The sequence below is a fragment of the Sphingobacterium sp. SGR-19 genome (genome assembly GCF_011043555.1).
Lineage (GTDB): Bacteria > Bacteroidota > Bacteroidia > Sphingobacteriales > Sphingobacteriaceae > Sphingobacterium.
The window spans coordinates 130,350-156,681 of sequence record NZ_JAAKGS010000001.1; the positions used below are offsets into that span (position 1 = coordinate 130,350).

The 26,332-nt window shown below is 40.2% G+C and carries 22 protein-coding genes and 1 tRNA gene; 10 read left to right on the forward strand and 13 right to left on the reverse strand.

Going from position 1 to position 26,332, the window contains the following annotated elements; translation table 11 throughout:
* Positions 1 to 199 precede the first annotated feature (199 nt).
* Positions 200 to 3,052 (reverse strand): triple tyrosine motif-containing protein, encoded by a 2,853-nt coding sequence (locus tag G5B43_RS00575; protein ID WP_165292781.1) that lies wholly within the window; start codon positions 3,050 to 3,052, stop codon positions 200 to 202.
* 325 nt (positions 3,053 to 3,377) lie between these two features.
* Here G5B43_RS00575 and ispE point away from each other — a divergent pair, with 325 nt between their 5' ends.
* Positions 3,378 to 4,193: a 4-(cytidine 5'-diphospho)-2-C-methyl-D-erythritol kinase gene (ispE, locus tag G5B43_RS00580; RefSeq protein WP_165292782.1), complete on the forward strand. Its 816-nt coding sequence runs from the start codon at positions 3,378 to 3,380 to the stop codon at positions 4,191 to 4,193.
* A 1-nt stretch (position 4,194) separates the two neighbouring features.
* Here ispE and G5B43_RS00585 read toward each other — a convergent pair whose 3' ends face one another.
* The 5 genes from G5B43_RS00585 to G5B43_RS00605 all read right to left on the reverse strand — a co-directional run bounded on the left by G5B43_RS00585 (position 4,195) and on the right by G5B43_RS00605 (position 7,928).
* Positions 4,195 to 5,172 (reverse strand): bifunctional riboflavin kinase/FAD synthetase, encoded by a 978-nt coding sequence (locus tag G5B43_RS00585; RefSeq protein WP_165292783.1) that lies wholly within the window; start codon positions 5,170 to 5,172, stop codon positions 4,195 to 4,197.
* Between the two features lie 21 nt (positions 5,173 to 5,193).
* Positions 5,194 to 5,916, reverse strand: coding sequence for a tRNA pseudouridine(55) synthase TruB (gene truB / locus G5B43_RS00590; RefSeq protein ID WP_165292784.1), 723 nt, complete (start codon positions 5,914 to 5,916; stop codon positions 5,194 to 5,196).
* Positions 5,917 to 6,711, reverse strand: coding sequence for an undecaprenyl-diphosphate phosphatase (locus tag G5B43_RS00595; protein ID WP_165292785.1), 795 nt, complete (start codon positions 6,709 to 6,711; stop codon positions 5,917 to 5,919). It lies immediately after the preceding gene.
* A 2-nt stretch (positions 6,712 to 6,713) separates the two neighbouring features.
* Entirely contained in the window at positions 6,714 to 6,956 is a 243-nt protein-coding gene (locus G5B43_RS00600) for a DUF3098 domain-containing protein (RefSeq protein WP_165292786.1), read from the reverse strand.
* 93 nt (positions 6,957 to 7,049) lie between these two features.
* Positions 7,050 to 7,928 (reverse strand): cell division protein FtsX, encoded by an 879-nt coding sequence (locus G5B43_RS00605; RefSeq protein ID WP_165292787.1) that lies wholly within the window; start codon positions 7,926 to 7,928, stop codon positions 7,050 to 7,052.
* A gap of 202 nt (positions 7,929 to 8,130) precedes the next feature.
* Between G5B43_RS00605 and leuS the strand changes: the two genes are divergently transcribed.
* From leuS to G5B43_RS00620, 3 genes are all read left to right on the forward strand, one after another.
* Positions 8,131 to 10,914 carry a leucine--tRNA ligase gene (gene leuS / locus G5B43_RS00610; RefSeq protein WP_165292788.1) on the forward strand — a complete coding sequence of 928 codons (2,784 nt, stop codon included), beginning with the start codon at positions 8,131 to 8,133 and terminating at the stop codon, positions 10,912 to 10,914.
* 170 nt (positions 10,915 to 11,084) lie between these two features.
* Positions 11,085 to 11,675 (forward strand): hypothetical protein, encoded by a 591-nt coding sequence (locus G5B43_RS00615; protein ID WP_165292789.1) that lies wholly within the window; start codon positions 11,085 to 11,087, stop codon positions 11,673 to 11,675.
* Complete coding sequence (locus G5B43_RS00620) at positions 11,672 to 12,400, forward strand: DUF3307 domain-containing protein (RefSeq protein WP_165292790.1); 729 nt, start codon at positions 11,672 to 11,674, stop codon at positions 12,398 to 12,400. The genes G5B43_RS00615 and G5B43_RS00620 overlap by 4 nt, the downstream gene beginning before the upstream one ends.
* Here the strand turns inward: G5B43_RS00620 and G5B43_RS00625 are convergent.
* Together G5B43_RS00625 and G5B43_RS00630 are read right to left on the reverse strand one after the other, a co-directional pair.
* On the reverse strand, positions 12,392 to 13,066 hold the full coding sequence (locus G5B43_RS00625) for a copper homeostasis protein CutC (RefSeq protein WP_165292791.1): 675 nt from the start codon (positions 13,064 to 13,066) through the stop codon (positions 12,392 to 12,394). The genes G5B43_RS00620 and G5B43_RS00625 overlap by 9 nt on opposite strands.
* 6 nt (positions 13,067 to 13,072) lie before the next feature.
* Positions 13,073 to 14,059 carry an isoaspartyl peptidase/L-asparaginase family protein gene (locus G5B43_RS00630; RefSeq protein WP_165292792.1) on the reverse strand — a complete coding sequence of 329 codons (987 nt, stop codon included), beginning with the start codon at positions 14,057 to 14,059 and terminating at the stop codon, positions 13,073 to 13,075.
* Positions 14,060 to 14,168: 109 nt separating this feature from the next.
* Between G5B43_RS00630 and G5B43_RS00635 the strand changes: the two genes are divergently transcribed.
* Positions 14,169 to 15,377 carry a pyridoxal phosphate-dependent aminotransferase gene (locus G5B43_RS00635; RefSeq protein WP_240904683.1) on the forward strand — a complete coding sequence of 403 codons (1,209 nt, stop codon included), beginning with the start codon at positions 14,169 to 14,171 and terminating at the stop codon, positions 15,375 to 15,377.
* A 75-nt stretch (positions 15,378 to 15,452) separates the two neighbouring features.
* Positions 15,453 to 16,421 (forward strand): bile acid:sodium symporter family protein, encoded by a 969-nt coding sequence (locus G5B43_RS00640; RefSeq protein ID WP_165292793.1) that lies wholly within the window; start codon positions 15,453 to 15,455, stop codon positions 16,419 to 16,421.
* Here G5B43_RS00640 and G5B43_RS00645 read toward each other — a convergent pair.
* The gene (locus G5B43_RS00645; protein WP_165292794.1) at positions 16,414 to 16,878 is read right to left on the reverse strand and encodes a DUF4268 domain-containing protein; all 465 of its coding nucleotides are present in this window, start codon (positions 16,876 to 16,878) and stop codon (positions 16,414 to 16,416) included. The genes G5B43_RS00640 and G5B43_RS00645 overlap by 8 nt on opposite strands.
* Positions 16,879 to 16,999: 121 nt before the next feature.
* On the opposite strand from G5B43_RS00645, the gene G5B43_RS00650 reads away from it, so the two are divergent.
* A complete protein-coding gene (locus G5B43_RS00650; RefSeq protein ID WP_165292795.1) occupies positions 17,000 to 17,533 on the forward strand; it encodes a lipocalin family protein in 534 nt (177 codons plus the stop codon).
* A 54-nt stretch (positions 17,534 to 17,587) separates the two neighbouring features.
* Here the strand turns inward: G5B43_RS00650 and G5B43_RS00655 are convergent.
* A tRNA-Ala gene (locus G5B43_RS00655) sits at positions 17,588 to 17,661 on the reverse strand.
* Positions 17,662 to 17,752: 91 nt separating this feature from the next.
* Positions 17,753 to 18,067 (reverse strand): hypothetical protein, encoded by a 315-nt coding sequence (locus G5B43_RS00660; RefSeq protein WP_165292796.1) that lies wholly within the window; start codon positions 18,065 to 18,067, stop codon positions 17,753 to 17,755.
* 117 nt (positions 18,068 to 18,184) lie between these two features.
* On the opposite strand from G5B43_RS00660, the gene G5B43_RS00665 reads away from it, so the two are divergent.
* Positions 18,185 to 19,594, forward strand: coding sequence for an alkaline phosphatase (locus G5B43_RS00665; RefSeq protein WP_165292797.1), 1,410 nt, complete (start codon positions 18,185 to 18,187; stop codon positions 19,592 to 19,594).
* Positions 19,595 to 19,646: 52 nt separating this feature from the next.
* On the opposite strand, the gene G5B43_RS00670 is transcribed toward G5B43_RS00665, so the two are convergent.
* Complete coding sequence (locus G5B43_RS00670) at positions 19,647 to 20,048, reverse strand: single-stranded DNA-binding protein (protein ID WP_165292798.1); 402 nt, start codon at positions 20,046 to 20,048, stop codon at positions 19,647 to 19,649.
* Positions 20,049 to 20,235: 187 nt separating this feature from the next.
* Here G5B43_RS00670 and G5B43_RS00675 point away from each other — a divergent pair, with 187 nt between their 5' ends.
* A complete protein-coding gene (locus G5B43_RS00675) occupies positions 20,236 to 20,598 on the forward strand; it encodes a hypothetical protein (RefSeq protein WP_165292799.1) in 363 nt (120 codons plus the stop codon).
* A gap of 406 nt (positions 20,599 to 21,004) precedes the next feature.
* On the opposite strand, the gene G5B43_RS00680 is transcribed toward G5B43_RS00675, so the two are convergent.
* The gene (locus G5B43_RS00680; protein ID WP_165292800.1) at positions 21,005 to 21,565 is read right to left on the reverse strand and encodes a DUF4230 domain-containing protein; all 561 of its coding nucleotides are present in this window, start codon (positions 21,563 to 21,565) and stop codon (positions 21,005 to 21,007) included.
* Between the two features lie 274 nt (positions 21,566 to 21,839).
* Between G5B43_RS00680 and dnaE the strand changes: the two genes are divergently transcribed.
* Positions 21,840 to 26,264 (forward strand): DNA polymerase III subunit alpha, encoded by a 4,425-nt coding sequence (gene dnaE, locus G5B43_RS00685; protein WP_165292801.1) that lies wholly within the window; start codon positions 21,840 to 21,842, stop codon positions 26,262 to 26,264.
* Positions 26,265 to 26,332: the final 68 nt, after the last annotated feature.

Below are 26,332 nucleotides of genomic sequence, written 5' to 3' on the forward strand. Positions count from 1 at the left end.
GATGTGATGTATTAGTTTGTTGGCGAAATAAAGCTACTTCACATTACTACGTCATGCATCTATACCTGCTCCGAAAGAACGTTTTGTATAGGTTATTATTTTGATAATCAGATGTTTATTTAATGTATATACTTGCTCAAGTATTTCTAGTTAGTGTATTGTGTACACTAAATGTTTGTAGTATTATTGACGTAGTTTTTTATAGCTCTAAAAGGAATTCTGTTAGATTTTTCTCCGTCGGTAAATCAAATTTCTTACGTAAACGGTAGCGTCTTACCTCTACACCGCGCGTAGTGATATTGAGCAAGGAGGCAATGTCTTTGCTAGACATATTGAGTCGTAAATAAGCGCATAGCTTAAGATCATTTGGAGATAAGGTTGGATAATCTGCTTTTAATTTTTTAAAGAAATTTTCATGTGACTCATTGAAGCTTTTCTCAAAGATATCCCAATCGCGTTCATCACTACGGGCGTTGTCCACAAGCTTGTTTATTTTCTGCAATTGGTCGGCAGACAGTTTATTGCCATCTTTGTCTTTGAGATGGAAGAGTTCCTCTTGCAAATTATTCAATAGTTCGTTTTTGTATACGATATTGGTAGCTACGTTGGCAAGCTCTCGGCTTTTTTGCTCTAATTCCTGCTCCAATTGCTCATTCTTCAACTGCATGAGCTTCTTCTCGTTTTGTTCGGCTTCACGGCGTAACAATTCCTCTTGGCGGCGGCGAAGTTTCTGCCTTAATTGGAGTTTGTCTTGTTTTATCTTCTCAATGATACGCCTACGTATGATCGTGATGGCCACCACCAGTATAATAACATATAAAAGTAGCGCGGGCCATTGTAAATAAAACGGTGGATTAATGGTGAATGTTATTTGACTGATGTCTGAGATCTGTCCGTTTGTGGCAATCGCTCGAACCTTGAACGTATAGGTTCCCCACGAAAGATTCGTAAAGTCAATATAGGGTATTTCGGAAGGGCTTGACCACTTATTGTGGTATCCTTCTAATTGATACTGGTATTTTAAGGGCGTACTGGAATACCATGGAGAGGAGAACATAACACGTATATTGTTATGATTGTAAGGAATTGACTTATCAATCTCCAGATAACGTATCGAATCGCCACTCATCGTGGAAATATCCCGCAATCCTTTGATGATCGGACTTTCAATAGGTAAGTTATGTTTAAAAAGCGGATTGTAGGCAACGAATCCATTGTCTAATGCAAAAAGAAACCGATCTGCAGCAAACTCTACATTTTCATAGTTTTTCATAACGGTGTTTTCCAACACATTGAAAGTTGCGGAATCAATATGAATCGCGTTTTCGTTCCATTTCACTAGAGCAAATCGCCCATCGTTGATAAAGACGTATGTAGCATCGTCACGTTCTTGAATTCTAGCGGATTGTGCAAAGGACCCGAGTGATTTATTTAAATCATCGTATACATCGAATTTACTTAATACCTTGTCGTAAGTGAAAATACCCTTATCGCTAGCGAAAACCGTATTACCCCGTATGCTGGTAGGCGTGATCCGTTGGATGTCTGGGAAGTCTTCCGAGAAAGAAAAAGTCTTTAAAGTTTTTAGGGACGGGCCTGTCGTGGATAGTTCTAAAAGTTGAATACTATTGTTAAATACTGCCCAAAAGGTCATATTCTCCCAGGGATAAAGCTTAAGAACCGATTGTTTAGGCTCTTCAAATTTATGGTTTAACTGCCATTCTTGGCGGTCTTCAAATAATGCTATCCCAGTGTAATTGCCCTGTATAAAAAAAGGAGCATCTGGTGTGAGTTGGATGTTTTGCCAACCTCCTGTCCAATTCGATATTCGTTCTATACGGGTGCCTTTAACCAAAAATGTACCATCATTGTGTCCACAAATAAGTTGATTATTAAATGTTTCCAATGACCAAACCTGTCCTTGAGAATTAGGAATGAATCGGAATTGAAGTTGTTGAAGATAACTATCAGCCGTCCAATCGCTGTAAAATAAGCCTTGATTCGTTCCGAGGTAGATTTTGTCTTTGAATACTTTGATGGTGTATACCGTACCGAGTTCCCCGAAAATATCCTTGTAATAATAAAAAGGCGAGTTAATCTCTATGCGGTCTATACCATTATCCAAACCGGCCCATATATTCCCTTGTTTATCCAAAACCATGCTGAGCACGGTATTGTTTTGAAGGCCATTTCGTTTGTGGATATGTTGAAGGATTTTCCCCGTTTTATCGGCGATGAAAATGCCATTTTTTATTGTTCCGAATGCAAACGTATTATCGTCGATTTTAATGCCGTTATTTATTTGTGCCTCCCTAAGAAGTTGATTTAATTGGGAATTGGGGTTCCATGGAGTAGCTTTTCCATTTTCGTTCAGCAGAAAGAGCCCTTCTTTTGATGTCCCGACCAGTATCTCGTTTGCACTATAGGGAAGAAATACCAGTACATTGGTCAACCGTGTTTCCAGCGGCGTAAAACCATTAGGCCCCCAAGCACTTAATCCACTTGGAATCTTTTCCAGCCAAATACGTTCTGCCGTTTGGTGGGCAAAGAGGAAAGGTTCTCCATTACCATAATGTGTTGTTATTTTATGCTGATGTAGAAGATAAAATTTAGAAAACGATTGAAAGATGATCGAATCGCCCGTAAAAAGAATTTTCCATATTTCGTCGTTTTGAATGATATCCGGTTCTACCAAATGAGTTAAAGAATGGTATTGAAGCTTGCCGTTCTTCTTTTCGAAATAGCCGAACTCTTCCTTACCACCGGCGTATATTTTTCCATCCTGCGACACCCGTACACTTCTCGCACCCACGTTATTTTTCAACGGATATATTTCCCAGTAAGCGCCATCAAACATAATCACGCCGTCGCCATTAGCAGCATATATCACCCCATCTTGTCCTTGATCAATACTCCAATTCTGGTTTCCTGCTTTATATTGCGATTTGGTGTAATTCTGTACATATGGACTCCCGATAGAGGAAATGGATTGTCCATAACAGCAAATGCTTAGAAGTAAACAAAACAACAAATTTAAGATACGTAATATCATATATTTCCTTTACGAACTTTGCAAGTTACAAACTCAGATGCTTTTTAGCAAAAGCTTCGTTAAACCTCCGCTGTTAAGGTTTAATGAATGTTTAATATCTCTAGCTCGCACTTCTCCCGCATCGAGAATAGTTTATATGTGGCAATAAGGGGTTAAGGATGGGATAATTGCATGAATCCTCTCTTAACATTAAAATGCTGCATCCGAATGTTTTACAACTGTACAGAACTCATTCTTAGTACTATCCCAAATGTAAAACATTCGAAGCAGCGAGGTTTTTGGTTCTTTTTTACGGAAAAAAAGAACTTTTAACTATCATTGCATTATGATTTCATTTGCTAACGCTAAAATCAATATCGGACTAAATATTGTCGGCAAGCGTGCCGATGGCTATCATTTATTGGAATCTGTATTTTATCCTTTCCCGTTATACGACATCATAGAAATCACATCAACCGAATCGACTGCTAAAACAACCTTGGAAATTACGGGGCTACATTTGCCGGTAGAAGATAATAACCTGTGTTTAAAGGCTTTCCGTTTATTTTCAGAAAGATTTAGTTTACCGACAGTACATATTCATTTACATAAGCAGATCCCTTATGGAGCAGGTTTAGGAGGAGGTTCGTCGGACGGTGCTTTTGTACTAAAAATGCTCAATGAAAAATTTGATATTGGGCTTTCTGCCGTACAGCTGGAAGAAGAAGCTGCCAAATTGGGAGCAGATTGCCCCTTTTTTATTCAGAACAAACCGCGTTATGCGGAAGGAATCGGAATGGATTTTTCTGCTGTGTCAACAGACCTGTCGGATAAATTCTTGGTGCTTGTTAAGCCTCAAATAAATATAGCTACAGCAGAAGCATATCAACATATCGTACCCCGTCCTGCAAAAGAAGATTTGCGGGAAGTGCTACGTTTCCCTATACAGGACTGGAAATTTTATATTAAAAATGACTTTGAAGAAAGTGTCTTCGAAAAATACCCCATTATAAGGGAAATCAAATTAGCTTTATATGCGCAAGGAGCCATATATGCTTCCATGTCCGGTTCCGGATCAGCGGTATACGGTATATTTCCGAAACCTGTTGATCTAACCGTGCTAAATGACTTGGGGCATGTTTATTATCCGATATTAATTTAAGCTATATCCCGAAATATTCCCGAATACTTTTTTCGTCTTCTTTAATCTGGTTGCGCATAGCTTCCAATGAATCAAACCATTGATCGTGGCGGATAAACCTAAGAAACTTAACCCGTAGAGTCGCGGAATAAATATCATCTTTAAAATCCAATAAGTTGATCTCAATCTTTCGGTTCATGCCATCCACTGTTGGGCGGGTACCAATATACGCCATTCCTTTTGCTATGCGGTCGGGTTGTGGAGCGACATACTCGCCGGTATGGACGGTGGACATATTGGCGTATATTTCCACTTCTACAGCATAAATGCCATACGCCGGGATAAGTTTATGTGCTTCGTGTACGTTAAGGTTCGCGGTAGGGAAACCGATCTCCCGACCGATTTGATCGCCACGTACGACAGTACCGGTCAGTTCAAATGGATAACCTAAATATTTGTTTGCAGTTTCGATGTCCCCTTTTATTAAGGATTCCCGGATTTTGGTAGATGATACGGCAACATCCTCGATATCCTGTTCCGGGATCTGTTCAACAGCGTAGTCATATATCTCGGCCAGCTCTTTTAGATCCTTGATAGAGCCCTGTCTGTCTTTGCCAAAATGATGGTCGTATCCAATCACAATCTGTTTTGTGCCTAGTCGGCCAACCAAGACATTACTGATGTATTCTTCCGGTGATTGATTGGAGAAATCACGTGTAAAGGGCGTAATGATTAAGTGGTCAATTCCCGATAAGGCTAATCGATGGGTCTTTTCCTCTATATCGTTAATAAGACGCAAATTATCGTCATCCGGATTGATGATTAGACGGGGATGCGGAAAAAAAGTAAGTAAGATAGTTTCGCCATTTCCTTCTGCAGCACATTCCCTTAATTTGGATAAGATTTTCTGATGGCCAATATGTACACCGTCAAATGTGCCAATGGTTACGACAGCATTTGAGAGTGGTTCAAACTCATCTAAACTTTTATATATTTTCACTACTTATAATTAGTTGTTTGTCTATTGTTGAATCGTTCTTTTGTGTAATTTAATTTTTTCAATTAAATCTTGCAAATTCCAAGCATTATCTACATGAAAATCACCACTTTTGGTACGTCTAAGCTGACTGAGATGGGCGCCAATTCCCAAAGCCTTTCCAAAATCATGTGCGATAGAGCGGATATAAGTCCCTTTGGAACAACTGATTCTAAAATACACATTGGGCATCTCGATTTTCTCTATTTCGAAGCGGTTAATCGTAATACGCCGTGCTTTCAATTCAACATCTTCTCCGCGTCGTGCTTTTTCATATACGCGTTCGCCTTTTATTTTAATGGCCGAATGGGCGGGCGGATACTGTTCAAGTTCACCTATAAATTGTAGTGCCGTTTCATATATTTCAGTTTCGGTGATAGGCGTATAATCGAAGGTCTGATCAACTACTGTTTCCAAATCATAGGACGGGGTAGTTGCCCCCAATGTAATCACACCCGTATATTCTTTGTCTTCCGCCTGGAAAGAGTCTATTCGTTTTGTGAATTTACCTGTACAGATAATCAATAATCCAGTTGCCAAGGGATCGAGGGTTCCGGCATGGCCTACTTTAATTTTTTGAGGCTTCATACTATTGCGGAGCTTACCTACCACATCAAAACTGGTCCAATCCAAGGGTTTATCAACCAATAGAACCTCACCTTCTGCAAAATTGAATGGAGAAGATACGGTTTCTTCTACGTTTGTCATTTATATAATTTCAAGGCTATGTCCGCTCAATAATAATCCAATAATCACGAGCCCCACAATAATACGATACCATCCGAACGCTTTAAAACCATATTTTGTCAATACGCTGATAAAGCTTTTAATGGCAATTATGGCGACAATAAAACCGACCACATTACCAACGATAAGGAGATTTATTTCTTCACCCGTAAAAACATGACCTTCTTTAAAGAATTTATAAAGTTTAACAACAGAAGCGCCCGCCATCATTGGAATGGCCAAAAAGAAAGAAAATTCGGCAGCGGCTTTGCGGGTCAGACTTTGGGTCATACCGCCAACTATCGTACTTGCCGAACGTGACGTTCCAGGAATCAGCGCCAAACATTGATACCAACCGATGATAAACGCTTGTTTGTAAGAAATATCATCCGAATTATCAACTTGAGGTTTGTTAAACCACTTGTCCACAAATAATAGGATGACACCGCCAATGACTAGCATTACCGCTACCATCAACGGACTTTCTAAAAGGGAATCAATGAAATCGTTAAGCACTAATCCAAGTATAGAAGCTGGGATAGCAGCGACTACCAGCTTATAATAAAAGTCGAGTGATTTAAAGAACCGCCGATAGTATAAAACTAAAACGGAAAGGATCGTACCGAGCTGTATAACGATGGTAAACAGTTTGACGAAAGGAGTGGGCTCCATACCCATTAACGCTGTTCCGATAATCATATGACCTGTCGAAGAAACAGGTAAAAATTCTGTTAATCCTTCAATGATTGCCAAGACAATCGCCTGAAAATAGGTCATTCTTAATTATTTTTTTTGTTTTTGGGTTTGTATAAAATAGCAACGAAGCCTAAAGCAAATCCGAGGACAACCACGAAAGGAGCTAGCGTTATCTTTGTGAAACTGTAAATATCTTCTGTGCCCATCATGAGGATGAAACCCAGAACAACCACCAGCACGCTGGCAATAAACAGTTGATAGTTTATTTTTTCAAAAACAAAGCCGGATTTTGGCTGTGAAGTATAATGTTGTTTCTTTTCTGACATATCTCTTTGTTCGTGATTTAATTGGACTAATATAATTGCCCGTTACATTTCACTTTTTATACATTTACGGTTTAACTCTCTTATAACTCATCATTACCTATACAAGCTATGCGATTTAGCTCTTAGATATTTTGTTACCGCGAAGTATGTACTGAAACCGGAAATAACAATACCTAAAGCAACGACAATAAGGAAAATAGCACCAAACTCATACCAATTACGTAAAAATACTAAATCTGGAATCTGTTTTTGGGCGAATTGCAAGGTAAATATCAATAGCAAAATAGCGATCAGGGCGCCCAGCAAACCATGGAATATACCATATAGGAGATAAGGTTTACGAATGAAGTTCTTCGTTGCGCCGATCAATTGCATGCTCTTGATGAGGAACCTTTGTGAATAAATCGCTAAACGAATCGTATTATTGATTAGCGCTACGGCAATGATTAACAACACAATGGTGAATCCTAAAACAACGATACCAATAATACGGATATTCTTATTGACCATGTCAATGAGCGATTCTTGATATATAACCTCCTTAACACGACTGTTTTTAGCTGATTTTTGAATAAAAGTCTGTATGCTATCGGTATTGGCATATTGTTCTTTGAGGTATACGTCGATCGAAGGTAGCAGGGGATTGTGTCCTAGATATTCTACAAAATCTTCCCCGAGGTCTTCCTTTAGATTTTTCGCCGCAAGCTCCTTGCTAATATATTCTGTGCGTAATACATAAGGATCTTTTTCAAGGTCTTTTTGCATCGCCAATACATCTCCCTCATTTACATTGTCATTGACTATGATATTGAGAACGATATTTTCTTTGACGTATTTTGACAGATTCTTTGCGTGCACCAAAATCAAGCCTAGTAAACCTGTCATCAATAATACCAACGCGATACTAATGACCGTTGACACATAAACAGATTTGGTTTTCTTTCTCGGTGAACCTTCTTCGTGAGTAGACATACGCTCTTTTTAATCTAATATTATGATGCGAAAGTAAATAATAATGTGCATTTAAGAAACAATTCATCCGAATAATTTGCCTAAACACCTAGACATTTAACATTCAATATACACATTTTATTGTCTATTCTGAAACTTTTATGTCTAAATTGATGTAAAATAGCTATTTTCGCATCTCTTTCAGATTAGCAGCAACATTATTATGGAATACAATCATCAATCGTTAGAAAAGAAGTGGCAACAATTTTGGGCTGAACATAATACGTTTAAGCCCGCAGGGACAACAGATAAGCCAAAGTATTACGTATTGGACATGTTCCCTTATCCGTCCGGCGCCGGACTGCACGTTGGGCACCCGCTCGGTTATATTGCTTCTGATATCTTTTCCCGATATAAAAGATTGAAAGGTTTTAATGTATTGCATCCCATGGGTTATGACTCATTTGGGCTGCCTGCTGAACAATATGCTATTCAAACGGGACAACATCCGTCCGTTACGACAGAAGCAAATATCGCGCGATATAGAGAGCAATTGGATAACATCGGTTTTTCTTACGATTGGTCGAGGGAGGTGCGCACATCCGAACCCGATTATTATAAATGGACACAGTGGATTTTCATGCAGTTGTTCAATGCGTGGTATAGTAATGAGACAGATAAAGCGGAGTCAATCGATAATTTAATAGAGCGATTCAAAACCTCTGGTTCTGAAGGTATTCATGCGGTTTGTGATGAAGATGTATTGACCTTTACAGCAGCCGAATGGAATGGTTTTTCGGAGGAGGAACAACAACGCGAATTGCTGAAATATAGATTGGCCTATTTGCGGGAAAGTACGGTGAATTGGTGTGCTGCTTTAGGCACTGTATTAGCTAATGATGAAGTTATCAATGGTGTATCAGAGCGTGGGGGATATCCTGTAGAACAGAAGAAAATGATGCAATGGTCAATGCGTATTACAGCATATGCTGACCGTTTGCTGCGCGGATTGGATACGGTGGATTGGCCGGAACCATTAGTGGAAATGCAGCGTAATTGGATAGGGAAATCGATAGGGGCATCGGTAAAATTCCCGTTGCCTCAGTTGGATACAGATATTGAAGTATTTACCACCCGGGTAGATACCATCTTTGGTGTCTCGTTTATCGTTTTAGCACCAGAACATGAATTAGTTGATTCTTTGACGACAGATGATCAACGGTCTGAAATAGAATCTTATAAAGAAAGAACGGCGAAGAAATCTGAACTAGATCGTATGGCAGATACCAAAACGGTATCAGGTGCTTTTACAGGTTCATACGCGAAACATCCGTTGACTGGAACCGACGTGCCCATTTGGATTGCAGACTATGTATTGGCGGGATATGGAACGGGAGCTGTGATGGCCGTACCATCCGGTGACCAACGGGATTATGTTTTTGCAAAACATTTTAATTTGCCGATTATCCCGATTTCCGATGCACAAAACATAGAAGAAGAAGCTGATCCCACGAAAGATGGCCGCTATATCAATTCTGATTTTATCAACGGTATGACGTATATTGAAGCTGTGCCAGCTTTGATTGAACGCTTGGAAGAACTCCGCTTAGGTAAGGCTAAAATAAACTACCGAATGCGCGATGCTATTTTTGGCCGTCAGCGCTATTGGGGCGAACCTGTGCCGGTATACTTTAAAGATGGATTGCCTTATTTGATAAAAGAGGAAGAGTTACCTTTATTATTGCCGGAGGTAGACAAATATCTGCCTACAGAAACAGGTGAACCGCCATTGGGCAGGGCAGAAGGATGGAAATATCAAGGCAAATATGAGCATGAATTGAGTACAATGCCGGGCTGGGCGGGCTCTTCTTGGTATTGGTTCCGTTATATGGATCCCACGAATAAGGAATCTTTTGCATCCAAAGAGGCTGTAGATTATTGGAAAGCTGTCGATTTATATATTGGTGGTTCAGAACATGCTACGGGGCATTTGCTCTACTCTAGATTTTGGAATAAAGTATTGAAAGATCTAGGATATCACAATGAAGAGGAACCTTTCAAAAAGTTGATCAACCAAGGAATGATTCAAGGACGCTCTAATTTTGTATATCGTGTTCTTGATGAAGAGGGCAAAGGGACAAATGTTTTTGTTTCGTATGGTCTAAAAGATAAATACAAGACGATTCCATTGCATGTCGATGTGAACATCGTTTATAACGATGTACTCGATACGGAGAAATTCAAAGCATTTCGTCCAGATTTTGCAGATGCGGAATTTGTTTTGGAAAATGGCAAGTATATTTGCGGAAACGAAGTGGAGAAGATGTCAAAGTCTAAATTTAACGTGGTTAACCCCGACGACATTATAGAGGCATATGGTGCCGATACACTTCGCCTTTACGAAATGTTCTTGGGTCCATTGGAGCAATCAAAACCTTGGAACACAAATGGTATTGAGGGAGTATATAAATTTTTACGTAAGGTATGGCGTTTATTCCATGATGCACAGGGAAATTTTGGCGTGTCCGGTGAAGAGCCTACCAAAGCGGAATATAAAGCATTGCATAAAATCATCAAAAAAGTAGAAGAGGATATTGAGCGGTTCTCGTTCAATACTTCTGTATCGGCATTTATGATTTGTGTGAACGAACTGACCGATTTGAAATGTAATAAGCACAAAATATTACAAGATCTTATTATTGTCCTTCAGCCTTATGCTCCTCATATTGCGGAAGAATTATGGGCGTTATTAGGGAATGAGGCTGGCACAATCTCCTACGCATCATATCCTGTTTTTAATCCGGAATACTTGGTTGAATCAGAATTTGCTTATCCGGTTTCTGTTAATGGAAAAATGAAGATGAACTTACCGTTGGCGCTAGATTTGGATCCGAACGCTGTAGAGGAAACTGTTTTAGCAAATGCAGATGTGCAGCGCTATCTGGATGGAAAAGCCGTGAAAAAGGTGATTTTCGTGAAGGGCAAGATTATCAATATTGTCGTATAACCTTTTATACCTTACTTTTTGAGCTATATTATCATTATTTTTAATGATATCTCCATTTATCACTGTTTTTAGTGATATTCTGTTTTATCATTGATTTTAGTGATAATTTTACTTATCACTAATTTTGCTGATATGCTGTTGTATACCTATCTTTGAGTAAAAGATGTTATATGATAGCTGTCATATCAGGTGATATAATCAAATCGCGCTCCGAAGACCCGAAAGTATGGATGCCGGCATTGGAAGAAGCCATAGGTGTGTATTCGAATAAATTTGATATTTTTCGGGGAGATAGTTTTCAAGCGGAGCTTACGTTGCAAAACGTGTTAACAGCAACTTTTTATATTAAAGCGGCTATGCTGGTGTATGATTTGGATGTACGTATTGGCATCGGCATCGGAACGAAAGAATATGATGCTCCGCATATCAAAAACTCCTTTGGTTCTGCACTTATTTATTCTGGAGAAGCTTTTGAAGAATTAAAAAAAGACACCATCTTTTTTAAATCGGCTTATCCCACACTCGACGCCGTATGCAATGTTATATTACCATTGGTGGCGGAACTGGCTACACGTTGGACACCTAATATGGCAGAGACGGTAAAAGCGGCGTTTCAAAATGAGGGCGTCAACCAAGCGGAATTGGCCAAAATATTGGATAAGAAATATCAAAGTCAAGTGAGCACTGAACTGCAGAAAGCGAGCTATGTTAAAATACAACGTGCATTAGATTACTGTACAAAAGAAATGTTAGCGTTATGAGTATTTTATTCTTAAAGCTGCTACTGGCTCATTTTATAGGCGATTTTGTATTACAGCCCAAAAAATGGGTACAGAAACGAAAAGAGCATATTGGCTATTTACTATTGCATATTGCCATACACACCGCTTTATTAGTTGTGTTCTTTCTTCCGGAACTCTCTGATCAATGGCAGGTTATATTGTTTTTAAGTTGCGCACATCTGTTGATAGACAGCGGTAAGGTTTATTTTGAGAAAAAATTTCCACGTCGTGCGTTTTTGTTATTCCTAACAGATCAAGCGTTACATATCCTTTCATTGGTTGCGGTTGTATGGTATACATATGGCTTACCTGTCAATTGGGAAACGTTATTTTCTACAAAAAACCTATTATATGTTTTAGCTTTTGTATTGATCGCTTTCGTTAGCCCGATTATGTTACGGGTTTTCTTCAGCAAATGGACGTCCGAAGCTGATGTCATCACAAAACCCAAAAACTCTCTCGTAGATGCGGGTATGCTCATCGGTATTATGGAACGGTTGCTGATCGTCCTCTTTATACAAGTCGGTTTTTTGTCTGGGATAGGGTTTCTGTTGGGGGCAAAATCCATCTTTCGTTTCGGCGATCTAACAAATGCGAAAGATACCAAGTTTACAGAATATATCCTTGTAGGGACTTTAGCTAGTTTCGTGATCGGCATAGCGATCGGATACGGTTTGCGCCTCGGTTTAAAGTATCTAGCATAATTTAACCGCTTGTACTAACGCCTCTACTTCTGTCGCGACCGCTGTTTCCGAACCGTCGGTGATAGCCGATGAGTGAAAATACGCCGCGTCTGTTTCTCGCCAAATACGTCCAATATTAGTGGAACGCAAACCGCCACCGGGCATAATTACAAGACGATCACGGGCTTGTTGTACCAAACGTTTCAACTCTTCTTGCCCCAAATCTACGTTCGGTGCACATCCCGAGGTGAGCACGGTAGTAAAACCACAGGAAATAATATCTTCTAATGCTTGGACACTATCGGAAACTTCATCGAACGCTCTATGGAAAGTACAAGGTTTGCCTTCTGCTAGCTCAACCAATGTTTTATTTTTTTGCTTATCTATGTTTCCTGTAACATCTAGAAGGCCAAAGACAAAACCGTCTACACCTAAAGTATTATATAATGAAATGTCTTTTTTCATTTGTGCAAATTCCTCCGCTGAATACACAAAATTCCCGGCTCGGGGGCGTATCATCACATGAAGCCCGATATGTAATTCACGGCGTACGATTTCTGTTTCCTGCAAATTGGGAGTTGTTCCACCGACTTGCATATCGGCACAAAACTCTACGCGGTCGGCGCCGTACTGCTGTGCTATACGTGTTGCTTCTATATTAAAACAAGCAATTTCTATTTTTGGCATCTTTATTTATTGAAGATAGTATGGAGAAGATATAAGCTCGTTTCCGACATGGTCATATTTCGCGTAATTAAAACCGCTATGTATGCAATACGCACCAAATTCCCCTTGTTTATTCAGCGCAATAAATCCAACTTGGATGTTATCTAACGTTTTCCTACGATTTTCGGTAAATTTAATAATCCGGTTGACAGCCTCTTCACAAGCTTTTTGAGGGCTGCGTCCCTGACGCATCAATTCAACAACCAAATGCGAACCGACTGTTCGGATAACCTCTTCGCCATGTCCGGTGGCCGTGGCAGCACCCACTTCGTTATCGACGTATAGTCCGGCACCAATAATAGGGGAGTCACCAACCCGTCCGTGCATTTTAAAAGCCATACCACTAGTTGTGCAGGCTCCGGAAAGATTACCTTGCGCATCTAATGCAATCATGCCAATGGTGTCGTGGTTTTCAATGTTGACAACAGGTTCATACTTCGCTGTTTTAAGCCATTCGCGCCATTCCTTTTCGGAAGCTTCTGTCAGCAGGTTTTCGAGTGGAAACCCCTGTTCTTGTGCGAACTGTAACGCGCCATTCCCCACGAGCATAACGTGTGGTGTTTTTTCCATTACCGCCCGGGCAACAGATATGGGATGCTTGATCTGCTCTAATGCAGCCACCGACCCAATATTCGCGTTTTCGTCCATGATGCAGGCATCCAACGTCACTTTGCCATCTCTGTCCGGACGCCCACCGTAGCCTACACTGCGCTCAGTAGGGTCAGCTTCCGTATAGCGCACGCCCTGTTCCACTGCATCTAATGCACGTCCTCCGATAGAAAGAACTTTCCATGCTTCAGTATTCGCTTTCAACCCAAAATCCCAAGTGGAGAGGACGATAGGTTTATTCACCGCTCTCTGTCGCCGTTTTATTTGTTGGCCATAAATAGGATGTAGCCCAAGTAAGAGTGAACCAACACCAATATTTTTTAAAAACTTTCTCCGCGAATCCATGAAAACAAATCTATAAAAACCAATTGAAATCTTTACATTTTCTTTATCACGTTAGTTTTCTCAAAATTTCCATGTGATAAATGGAGAGTATGTATATATTTGTAACATCATGAGTACGACATCATATTTATCAGATAGGATTAATAATTTATCCGAATCAGCGACCTTAAAAATGACGAAATTAGGGCGCGAGTTAGCTTCTAAAGGCATCAATGTTATTAGTCTAAGCGTGGGAGAACCAGACTTTAACACACCTAATAACGTAAAGGATGCAGCAAAGAAAGCGCTAGACGAAAACTATACACGTTATTCTCCAGTACCAGGTTATCCCGAACTCCGTCAAGCCATTGTAAATAAGTTAAAGAATGAAAATGGTTTGGATTATGAACCTTCGCAAATCGTGGTTTCTACCGGCGCAAAACAATCACTTTCGAACGTTATTTTGACGCTGATCAATCCAGGTGACGAGGTTATTATCCCTACACCATATTGGGTTTCGTATTCAGAGATGGTTGTATTGGCGGAAGGAAAATCCGTATTTATCGATACTGATATCGATTCGGATTTCAAAATCACACCGGAGCAACTTGAGGCGGCTATCACGCCCAAAACGAAATTGTTTATGTTCTCTTCGCCTTGCAATCCAACAGGGTCTGTTTATAGCAAGGATGAGTTAGCGGCATTGGCTAAGGTTTTTGAGAAACATCCGAATATTTTCATCTTGTCGGATGAAATTTATGAACATATTAACTTCATCGACAAACATGAATCCATCGCTCAATTTGAGTCCATCCGTGAGCGGGTTATCATTGTAAATGGTTTTTCCAAAGCTTTTGCAATGACAGGTTGGCGTTTAGGATATATAGCTGCTAACAAGGAAATTGCTGCTGCGAACGATAAATTGCAGGGGCAAACAACTTCGGGCACTTGCTCTATCGCGCAGCGGGCGGGTATTACTGCTTATAACGATGGATTAGAAAGCGTAAATGAAATGAAGGAAGCATTTTTACGCAGACGTCAACTGGTATATGATTTGTTAAATGATATTCCTGGCGTTAAAACGAATCTTCCAGAAGGAGCATTTTATTTTTTTCCAGAAATCAGTTCGTTTTTTGGTAAGAAAGACACACAAGGAAATGTAATAAAAGATTCCTCAGATCTTGCGCTATATCTACTCAATGAAGGACATGTGGCCACAGTTGGAGGTGATTCTTTCGGAAACAACAACTACATTCGTCTTTCGTATGCAGCTTCGGATGATGCCTTGAAAGAAGCTTTAAGTAGGATAAAAGAAGCGCTAGGCAAGCTGTCTTCATAAGGCTAGTCATCTACAATATTATCGAATACCGACAGAGACGCAACACGTTGCGTCTCTGCTTCATTATATGTCTATATGAAACTGAAATTCGATGGCTTTATTTTAGCCTTGCTCTGCTTCATTGTACTAGCTTATTTTTTTCCACAGCTTTACTTATGGCGTGATGGGCAAATACTGACTTGGGTTACGAGCGTTGGTGTATCATTAATTTTCTTTTTCTATGGGCTAAAGTTAAGTTTTCGGCAATTGAAAACAGGATTGAGCAATTGGAAACTTCATCTGTTGGTACAAGGAGCTACCTTTGTCTTATTTCCACTGCTATTGCTACCATTTTATCCGTTTGTCCACAGTGAATTACAGGGGGATTTTTGGCTCTCGTTTTTCTTTCTGGCGGCGTTGCCATCCACGGTTTCCTCATCTGTAGTCATGGTTTCCATTGCCGGCGGAAATATCCCCGCAGCAATTTTTAATGCGAGTATCTCGGGGCTAATAGGTGTAGTCATCACGCCGTTATGGATGCAGTTTTTTCTCGACTTCGGTGAGGTTGATATTTTGGGCGACGTGTATTGGGGGCTGATCAAGGAGATTATTCTCCCTGTCGTTGGGGGATTACTCTTGCAACCGTATTTTGGGAAATGGGTTTCAAAATATAATCGGGAGTTAACATTGTTCGACAAATCAATCATCTTACTTATTGTATATGATAGCTTTGCGGAGTCATTTGTAAGCGGTGTGTTCGAAAGTACCGGGAAGTTGTACCTATTGTGGATTGTTGTCGGCGTTGTGTTGCTGTTTATACTCGTTTACGGATTGATATATCTATTAAGTAAATTTGTCTTTAAATTCAATAGGGAAGACCTTATAACAGCGTTATTCTGCGGATCTAAGAAGTCACTGACCCACGGTTCAGTATTCGGTAAATTTTTGTTCGCCCATTCTGCTAGCGCAGGCCTATATTTTCTTCCGTTGATGATTTTTCATGCTTTCCAGATACTGGTCGTTACGGTGATAGCACAACGATATCATAATAAAGGTCTTATTTAAATAGTTCAAACCCATATTTTGCATTACTCCAAAAGCGATCTAAGGCAATAATACGAGGTTTGAAAAAACTAATTAAAGTCGGCCAGTCTTCCACTTTAAAAACGGAAGCTTTTTTGTTGAGCTCTATTCCGATACGGGCGGTGGTTTTGCCGTATTCATCATCGTGGTTTTCAGTCCATATCCATTCTTCATCCAGTTCTGCATGTAGTATCGTTTTATATTCTTGGAATTGTGTAAACATCAGTTCCCGTATCCCTTTCTCCGGATGGCTGATTTCAATATAGATGCTTGCGGTTTTATTATCTACCTCCATACGAAAGTAAAGATGCTTAATCCCCGTTTTATAGTTGACCCAATTGACTTTTAACCCTTCTTCATTTGGAATCGGGGACATAAACCGACCAAAGTTTGTCCAAAATTGCTCTTTTAATTTTTTTGCTTCTTCTTTTGAATACAATGTTCTTTGCTGAAAATGTTATCCGTAATATTCGCTAAAAACCTTCTTGGATGTCTCGAGAAGGTTTTCAAAACTATCAATTAATAGCCAAACTTTTATAATGCTTTTGGGTTTAGTGTATATGGACAGAAAAAAATCATTATTGTTGCTAACGGCCGTAGCCGCTGGCACGACATTATATAATTTATTAAAGCCCGTTAAATCTAACGTGGCGGTGGTGCAGGGTTTCCAAAAAGATAAATATTTGGGTGAATGGTATGAGATCGCACGAATAGATTTTTATTGGGAAAAGAACCTCAAAAATGTCATCGCGTCTTATGCGTTGAACGAGGATGGCAGTATCCGGGTCAACAATCAGGGATATGATATGGTAAAAGAGAAGTATAAGCAAAGTATTGGTAAGGCAAAATTTGTAAGAAGTGAAGAAGAGGGAGCTCTAAAAGTTTCTTTTTTCGGCCCGTTCTATTCGGGATATAATGTCGTGATGATGGATGACGCTTATCGTTATGCTTTAGTGTTTGGTGAGAACCTCGATTATATGTGGATACTTTCTCGGGATAAGACCCTACCAGATGATATTAAGCAAAAGTATCTCGCTTATGCCAAACGTTCGGGATATGCTATTGATAAATTGGTGTGGACGATACAAGAGTAAATAAAAAGCGTAAAAAGCGTAAAAAGCTTTTAGTTGCTATTTACGCTTTTGTTGTGGAGAATATCGGAGTCGAACCGATGACCTTTTGGCTGCCAGCCAAACGCTCTAGCCAGCTGAGCTAATCCCCCTTTTTGAAAAAACATTCAAACTTAGATAAAATGCTTGGTATTCACAAGTACCTATCAGAAAAAAATGAGATTTAAAAAGCGAATTCCCTGATTACTCCGTAGTTGAAAATATCGGGTTTAAAATGGAATAATCAACTGTAAATTCTGAAACTATCAGATCAGCAATTTGGTTAAGATCTTCTTGGGTAATACGGTTTCCCATACCGGAATTAAAACAGTTACTAAGTAGTAAAGCGGCTTCTTTTCGGTCATTTGTTGAGATCAAATTACTGCCATTGTAAAAGTTAACCAAGGATGTCGCAAATGCAGCAAAATTTACTACCGTAAAAGGTGTGCTGCTTCGCACCACGTGTCGCATATATTTTTCGAAATCCTGAACAATCATTTCTTTCTGTCGTACTGTCATATGACAAAAATAGTGTTTTCCCTAAACCTATGTAACTTGTTGGATAAGATTTGGGAATTTAACATACACTTTACAGTAATATTTTATATTTGTCATCATAAACATATTCAGAAAACAATGAAGAAAAACTTTTTGATTCTTTACCTTCTTTTGTTTGTTGTGTTCGGCGCGTTCGCACAACAGAAACCCAAATACCTCTTTTTGATGATTGGCGACGGAATGGGATTAAACCAGATTAATCTGACTGAGGTTTTTCTAGCAGCTCAGGAAGACCGCAACACGGTATTCCCCCTGGTGTTCTCTACCTTTCCCTATGCCACATTCGCTACATCTTATTCTTTATCGCATGGTGTAACCGATTCGGGAGCAGGTGGAACAGCGTTGGCGGTAGGTAAGAAGACGAAAAACGGCGTAATCGGAATGGACAGTGCGGGCACAACAGCCTACAAGAGCATTGCTTATGTTGCAAAAGAAGCAGGACTTAAGGTGGGGGTTACGACATCCGTCAGTATAGATCACGCTACTCCAGCGGCATTCTATGCCCATCAACCGAATCGTAGTCGGTATTATGAAATAGGACAAGACTTAATAAAATCAAATTTTGACTTCTTTGCCGGATCTGGGTTCTTAAGTCCAGATAAAGATTCAGATAAAAAAGAAGCTCCTTCCTTGTTTCCGCAGTTTGAAAGGGCGGGATATACGTTAGCTTATGGCTTGGAGAATTACAATTCTGTGAAACAATCTGCTGATAAAATAATTTTAATGAACGTAAAAGGTAGCGACAAATCGTCCTTAGAATTTGCGATTGACCAAGAAGAAGGCGATTTAAACTTAGCGCAGATAACTGATGCGGCCATTGAATCGTTGACGAAAAACAACAATAACGGGTTCTTTTTAATGGTAGAAGGCGGTAAAATCGACTGGTCATCGCATGCGAACGATGCGGCAACGACCATTCGGGAGGTATTAGATTTCAATGAATCAGTGAAACGAGCCTATGCATTCTACGAAAAGCATCCAGAGGAGACCTTAATCGTTATCACTGCTGACCATGAAACCGGCGGAATTGCGGTGGGCAATGGAGGAAGTCGTCTAAACACAAAACTATTGGCAAACCAACGTGTATCGCAAGGCACCTTATCGAAGCTAATATCTGATTTGAGAGCGTCAAAAAAGGAAGTGAGTTGGAATGAAGTAAAAGGTATCCTAGCAGAAAATATCGGGCTGTTTGCTGATGTGACAGTTAGTGAAGATGAAGAAAAAGCACTTCAGGATATTTATGAGAAGAGTTTTGTACAACATGAAACAGAAACCGCAAAAAGTTTATATGCGAACGATGAAAAATTGGCAAGCGAAGCTATCAAGATATTGAATAAAAAAGGCTCTGTGAGCTGGGCATCAGGAAGTCATTCAGCAGCTTATATTCCTGTTTTTGCTATCGGAGCGGGAGCAGAAAGATTCACACATAAAATGGAAAATACCGATATCCCCAAAAAGCTTGCAGAAGCTGCAGGTTGGGATTTTTAAGTATAATCTAATAGGAGAGGGCGTCTATTTTCTGAAAGACGCCCTTTTTCGTTTAAGGGAGGTCATCCGTGTCATTCTCGTCGACACCGGACGAAACTTCTAATAATGACGTATTGCTAGTATGGCCGTCTAACACTATAAATTGTTGCACCCGTATATCGGTAACTTCCCTCTTGATGTTATTGACATCGGTATAATCACGGTAAATTAAAGAACCTTGTATCAACAGACGCGTTCCCTTTTTACATTTCTTTTCTAATCTTTCGGCTAGCTTTCCCCAAAATACCAAACTATGCCAATACGTAATTTCGACCCATTCTCCTTGACTGTTTTTGGAATATTCGTTGGTGGCAAAACGTACATTGGAAACTTTCGTTCCAGTTGTCGTTGTTTTCACGTCTGCATCGGCTCCTAAGCGGCCGATAAGTTGTACTGCATTCATTAATGTGCTCATAATATTGAAATTTTAGTTGTAAATTCACATTAGATATTTTACATTTATAATGTCAACGGCATTCGCTTTTGACATTTCAAAGTTGCGAAAGCTGGTTTCGACTAGCCGGTAGTTAACCAATTATAAGCGTTTATAAACGTTTATAAGCGTTTACAAACGTTTGTACAGTAAAAGAATTATGTAAAATATGGAAAAACGGATGTGTTTAGCTTGTGGCGAGCTAGTTGTTGGACGGTCGGATAAACGCTTTTGCCATGATGCCTGCCGAAATGCTTACAACAATAAACGAAATAGCCTTCCTAATAGTTTTGTCCGAAAAATCAATGATATATTGAAGCGTAACCGACAAGTTCTCGGTAAGATATTAGGAAAAGAAAAAATGCAGAAAGTATCTCGTGAAAAACTGCTATCTAAAGGATTTGATTTCGATTTCTTTACGAATCAGCTTAGTAATGCCAAAGGGCAGATTTATTTTTTTGTCTATGAATATGGTTATCTGCCGTTGGACGAGGATGTGTTTCTGGTAGTTCGGCAAAAAACGTCGGAATAAGTTTAACTTAGAAATGCTCAAGTTCCATTGGTTGATTCTCTCTGGAAAAAATGGCGCCAAGAAGCGAACTTGGGTAGGATAAAATAGGTGGGGAATTATTTTGCTTTGTTAGATTTTCTTGTTATCTTAGCATTTCATAATTCAGTCCGCTAGAGCATGGCGGCAAGTTATAATTGGTTAGTGAGACCTCTATCCGCCCGGATGGAGGTCTTCTTTTTTATATTGAAAATTTTAATATCCCGCCTTCTAAAACGAAAAATCCTGAAGCGGGGAGCCCCAGGATTTTACCAAACCAATTATTAACCTAAATTATGAAATTATATACTTATAACGTTCGAGACTGTAAACTATTATCTACAACTGATCCTTTAACATTTTTTAACATTTAAGACAGTCCTTCTCTAATTTATTTAAAATGTACGTTTATTTTAGAAAAACCCAATCCTTCTAATAAAGGCTTAAACACATGAATGGCATTTGCACTAGTCTGTCGCAAAATATCCGAATTTCGTACTTCTTTGTAGATTTCTTTTTCTGCACTTTTAAAGGCTTCATCTACCAAAGTAGCTTCGCGGAAGAATGCCATTTTCGTATCATATACTTTCGACGCCTCATGGTCTATTTTGACATAGCATATCTCGGGGTCTGGCAGTCGTATCGATACCGAATCATCGATTACCTCTATATCTTGTGGAGAGAGTTTTGTCAGGTCTACACACCCCACAGCATCAGCTTTAATAATAAGTAGAACGCTTGCATCTGGTAAGTACGCGCTAACGTTTTTATGTTCCAATACATCGCTGAACCGATACTTTACCAGCTCCAACTTGCCCATCGCTTCAATGCGTTCGATTAGCATTTGATGTTTACTTTCCGATGTCTGCCGATTGCCGTATCGCGCAAGTAAAAACCAGCCAATAACAGCCAAAATAGCTATAAACAACACTATTTTTAAGAAATTCATCATGAATTATGCTTGTCAAATTATATTCCAATACCGAATAAGTAAGAATGTTTTTACATAGGAGTGACAGCGCAAAAATGAAACACCCTAAAAGCGGGCGCTCTAGGGTGTTTCTCTACTAACCAATTATTAACCTAAATTATGAAATTACATATATAACGTTTTCATTTGGAGAATAGTATATTTATCGAAAAAAATAGATAAATAATTTGACGTACAAACAATGTATTTCCATCCCTTTATTTTTTAATTTTGTTGAGAAGAGAAAGGGAATTTGATGTATATAATTTTTGATACGGAGACTACAGGTTTACCGAAGCGTTGGGATGCGCCCATTACAGATACGGATAACTGGCCGCGCTGTATACAAATAGCATGGCAGCTGCATGATGAAATGGGGAATCTGGTAGAGCATCAGGATTATTTGATTAAACCAGATGGTTTTAACATTCCGTACGATTCCGAAAAGATCCATGGTATATCAACCGAGTTGGCCGAAAAAGAAGGTGTCCCGCTAATCGATGTATTGGGCAAATTCAACTCTGCTTTAGCAAAAGCGAAGTTTGTTGTCGGGCAGAATATCGGATTTGACATCAACATCATGAGAAGCGAACTGTACCGGTATGATGTTAATTCTCCGCTAGCAAATATGCCTGTATTGGATACGTGTACAGAAGTTACTGCAGAATTATTAAAACTTCCCGGCGGACGTGGAGGACGTTATAAACTGCCCAACCTTACCGAACTACACAACTATCTATTTGGCGTTCCATTCGCAGAGGCACACAATGCTACCGCCGATGTGGAAGCAACAACGCGTTGTTTTTTCGAGCTCATTAGACGGGAAGTTTTTACGCCGGAAGAATTACAGGTAGATACCGGATATTTTGTTGAATTTAGACAACACAATCCCGACACCGTTGCTTCGGTAGGGTTAAAACATATCAATCTAAAAGCCGCGTCAGATGCTATTCGTGCTGCTCAAAAGACGGAAGAACCTACAACCGTTATAGACGAGGAGCTTAAGAAAGCACTAGAGGAGGCAGAGTTTGCCCATCTGCATAACCATTCGCAGTTTTCCGTATTGCAGTCGACCATTGCCATCCCAGCGTTAGTGGAGGCTGCGGCCAAAGCGAATATGCCAGCAGTGGCACTTACCGACCATGGAAATATGATGGGTGCTTTTCATTTTGTTAATCAAGCACTTGGTTATAATAAGGAAATTGAAGCGAAAAACGCAGAAGCATTAGAACGCGGAGAACCACCAGTTGGCCGAACGATTAAACCTATTGTAGGCTGCGAGTTTTATGTATGCGAAGACCGGACTGATAAGTCAAGGAAAGATAATGGCTATCAAATTGTCTTTCTGGCAAAGAACCTCAAGGGGTACCATAACCTGGCTAAAATGGCGTCGATTGCCTATACGGAAGGATTCTATTATGTGCCTCGTATAGACCGATCGGTGATTGAGCAGTATAAAGAAGATGTCATGGTGCTTTCAGGTAACTTATATGGCGAGATACCGAGCAAAGTACTTAATATTGGTGAAACGCAGGCAGAAGAGGCATTGGTATGGTGGAAGGAGCAGTTTGGGGAAGATTTTTACATCGAACTGATGCGACATGGGCAGGAAGATGAAGACCGGGTAAACCAAACACTAATTCAACTCGCCCGGAGACATGGTGTTAAGTTAATTGCTACAAACAATACCTATTACGTCAGTAAAGACAATGCACATGCCCACGATATTTTACTTTGTGTGAAAGATGGGGAAAAGCTGTCTACACCAAAGGGGAGAGGACGCGGTTTCCGTTTCGGATTGCCTAACCAAGAGTACTATTTTAAGTCGACGGCGGAAATGAAACGGGTATTTGCAGATGTACCCGATGCCATTATTAATATACAGGAAATCTTAGATAAGATAGAAGTTTATTCCTTAAATAGGGATGTCCTCCTGCCCAAATTTATTATTCCAGAGAAGTTCCTGCACGCTGAGGATGACTTGGATGGCGGTAAGCGCGGTGAAAATGCATATTTGCGCCATTTGACGTATGAAGGTGCGAAAGAGCGTTATGGAGAAATAACCGATACTATTCGGGAGCGTTTAGATTTCGAATTGGAAACTATCGAAAGAACAGGGTATCCAGGCTATTTTCTTATTGTACACGATTTTATTGACGCGGCTCGGAAAATGGGTGTTTCAGTGGGGCCGGGACGGGGATCGGCGGCTGGTTCTGCCGTAGCTTATTGTTTGAAGATTACCAATTTGGATCCGATTGAATACGATTTGCTTTTTGAGCGTTTTTTGAACCCCGACCGTGTTTCCATGCCCGATATTGACATCGACTTTGATGATGAGGGGCGAGGCCGCGTCATGCAATACGTTATCGATAAATACGGGGCTTCGCAGGTAGCCCAAATTATCACCTATGGTACGATGGCGGCGAAGTCATCTATTCGGGATACGGCACGGGTGCTTGATTTACCTTTGCAAGATGCCAACGAGATTGCAAAACTTATTCCCAACCTGAAGTTGAGTAAGATTTTCTCGATGGATGATAAAGCGATGAAGGAAGTGTTACGCTCCGAAGAATTGGAAGCGGTCAACCGTTTAAAATCCTTGGCCGATGGTGCGGGATTAGAAGCGGAAACGATCAAGCAGGCGCGTATTTTAGAGGGGTCTATGCGGAATACGGGAATCCACGCTTGCGGGGTAATTATCACACCGGACGATATTACGAAGTTTGTGCCGGTATCATTGGCAAAAGATTCCGATCTGTACGTGACGCAATTTGATAACTCTGTAGTCGAGAGCGCCGGTCTACTAAAGATGGACTTCTTGGGGCTAAAGACGCTTACCTTAATTAAGGATACTGTCGCGAACGTAAAATTACGGCATGGTATAGAACTCGATCCCGATAAATTTCCCATCGATGATCTGTTAACGTACGAGCTGTTCCAACGTGGAGAAACGGTTGGTGTGTTCCAATACGAATCTCCCGGGATGCAGAAGTACATGAAAGAGTTGAAGCCCACAGTTTTTGCCGACTTGATTGCGATGAACGCTTTATATCGTCCGGGGCCGATGGAATACATTCCGTCTTTCGTTAAGCGAAAACACGGAATAGAGCCTATTACCTATGACTTGGAAGCGTGTGAGGAGTACCTACAGGAAACGTATGGTATCACCGTCTATCAGGAGCAAGTGATGCTTTTGTCGCAAAAGTTGGCGGGCTTCTCTAAGGGCGACGCTGACGTTTTGCGTAAAGCGATGGGTAAGAAGCAGAAAGCCGTGTTGGATAAGATGAAACCGAAGTTTATCGAACAGGCGGCAGCAAATGGGCACAGCGCTAAAGTATTGGAGAAAATCTGGACAGACTGGGAAGCTTTTGCGTCTTATGCCTTCAATAAATCACACTCGACGTGTTATGCTTGGGTAGCCTATCAAACAGCTTATCTCAAAGCCCATTATCCTGCGGAATATATGGCTGCCGTGCTATCCAACAACATGAACGATATCAAAACGGTGACGTTCTTTATGGAAGAATGCCGACGGATGGGGCTACAGGTGCTCGGTCCAGATGTCAATGAATCCTATTATAAGTTTACGGTGAACGATCAGGGAGCAATTCGCTTCGGAATGGGGGCAGTAAAAGGCGTGGGGGCAGGTGCAGTGGATACCATTGTCCAAACACGCGAAAAGGATGGTAAATATAAATCTGTATTCGACTTGGCCAAACGAGTGGATCTGCGTGCGGCGAATAAAAAAGCATTTGAAAGTTTAGCGTATGCCGGTGGTTTTGATAGTTTTACCAGTACCCATCGAGCGCAGTACTTCCATGTGGATGGAGACAATTCTACTGGCTTGGAGAAGGCTATTAAATACGGTCATCGAGTAAAAGAAAACGAAAACTCCGCGCAAGCGAGTCTCTTTGGTGGGTCAGCAGCAACAGAATTACCGGAGCCTGTATTGGCTCCTTGTCCAGCTTGGGGACTTATCGAAAAACTTAAATATGAAAAAGATGTTATTGGTATCTATTTAACCAGCCATCCGCTGGATAACTATAAATTTGAGATAAAGCACTTCTGCCACAACAAGGTGATAGATCTCCAATTGATCAACAAGGTTAAAGCGAGTGAGGTAGAGGAAGAGGTACTTTTGGAGTTTAACCGGATAAAAAACAAAGAAGTGGTTGTTGGTGGCATCATTGCCGTAGCGAATCATAGAGTAGCAAAATCCGGGAAACCATTTGGGTCGTTTATTATAGAGGACTACAGCGAATCCTTTGAGATTATGGTGTTTGGAGAGGATTACGTCAAGTTTCGAGGATACTTACAAGAAGGTTTTTTTGTGCAGATCAGGGGACTGGTACAAGAACGCTTCAGACAGGCAGGCAATTGGGGCTTTGAATTAAAAAACATACAGTTACTTTCCGACTTACGGGACAAAATGGCGAAATCATTTACCATACAATGCCCCCTTCACTTGTTGAATGAACAGTTTGTCCATCAAATGTATACCTTGGTTGAATCAACAAAAACGGAAGGAACGGAATGCAACTGCCAGCTGAAATTTAAAATTTTAGATGTACAGGATGAGCTGGCTATAGAAATGCCCGCCAAATCATTGAAGATAAATCTCACGAACGACTTTTTGGACGGTTTGGAAAAATTTGAAGGTGTTAATTATAGATTAAATTGATAGGCTATAAAAATTTGTGAAGAGCAGATGACGATTATCTATAGTCAAATTTTCTATCTTTGTTTAAT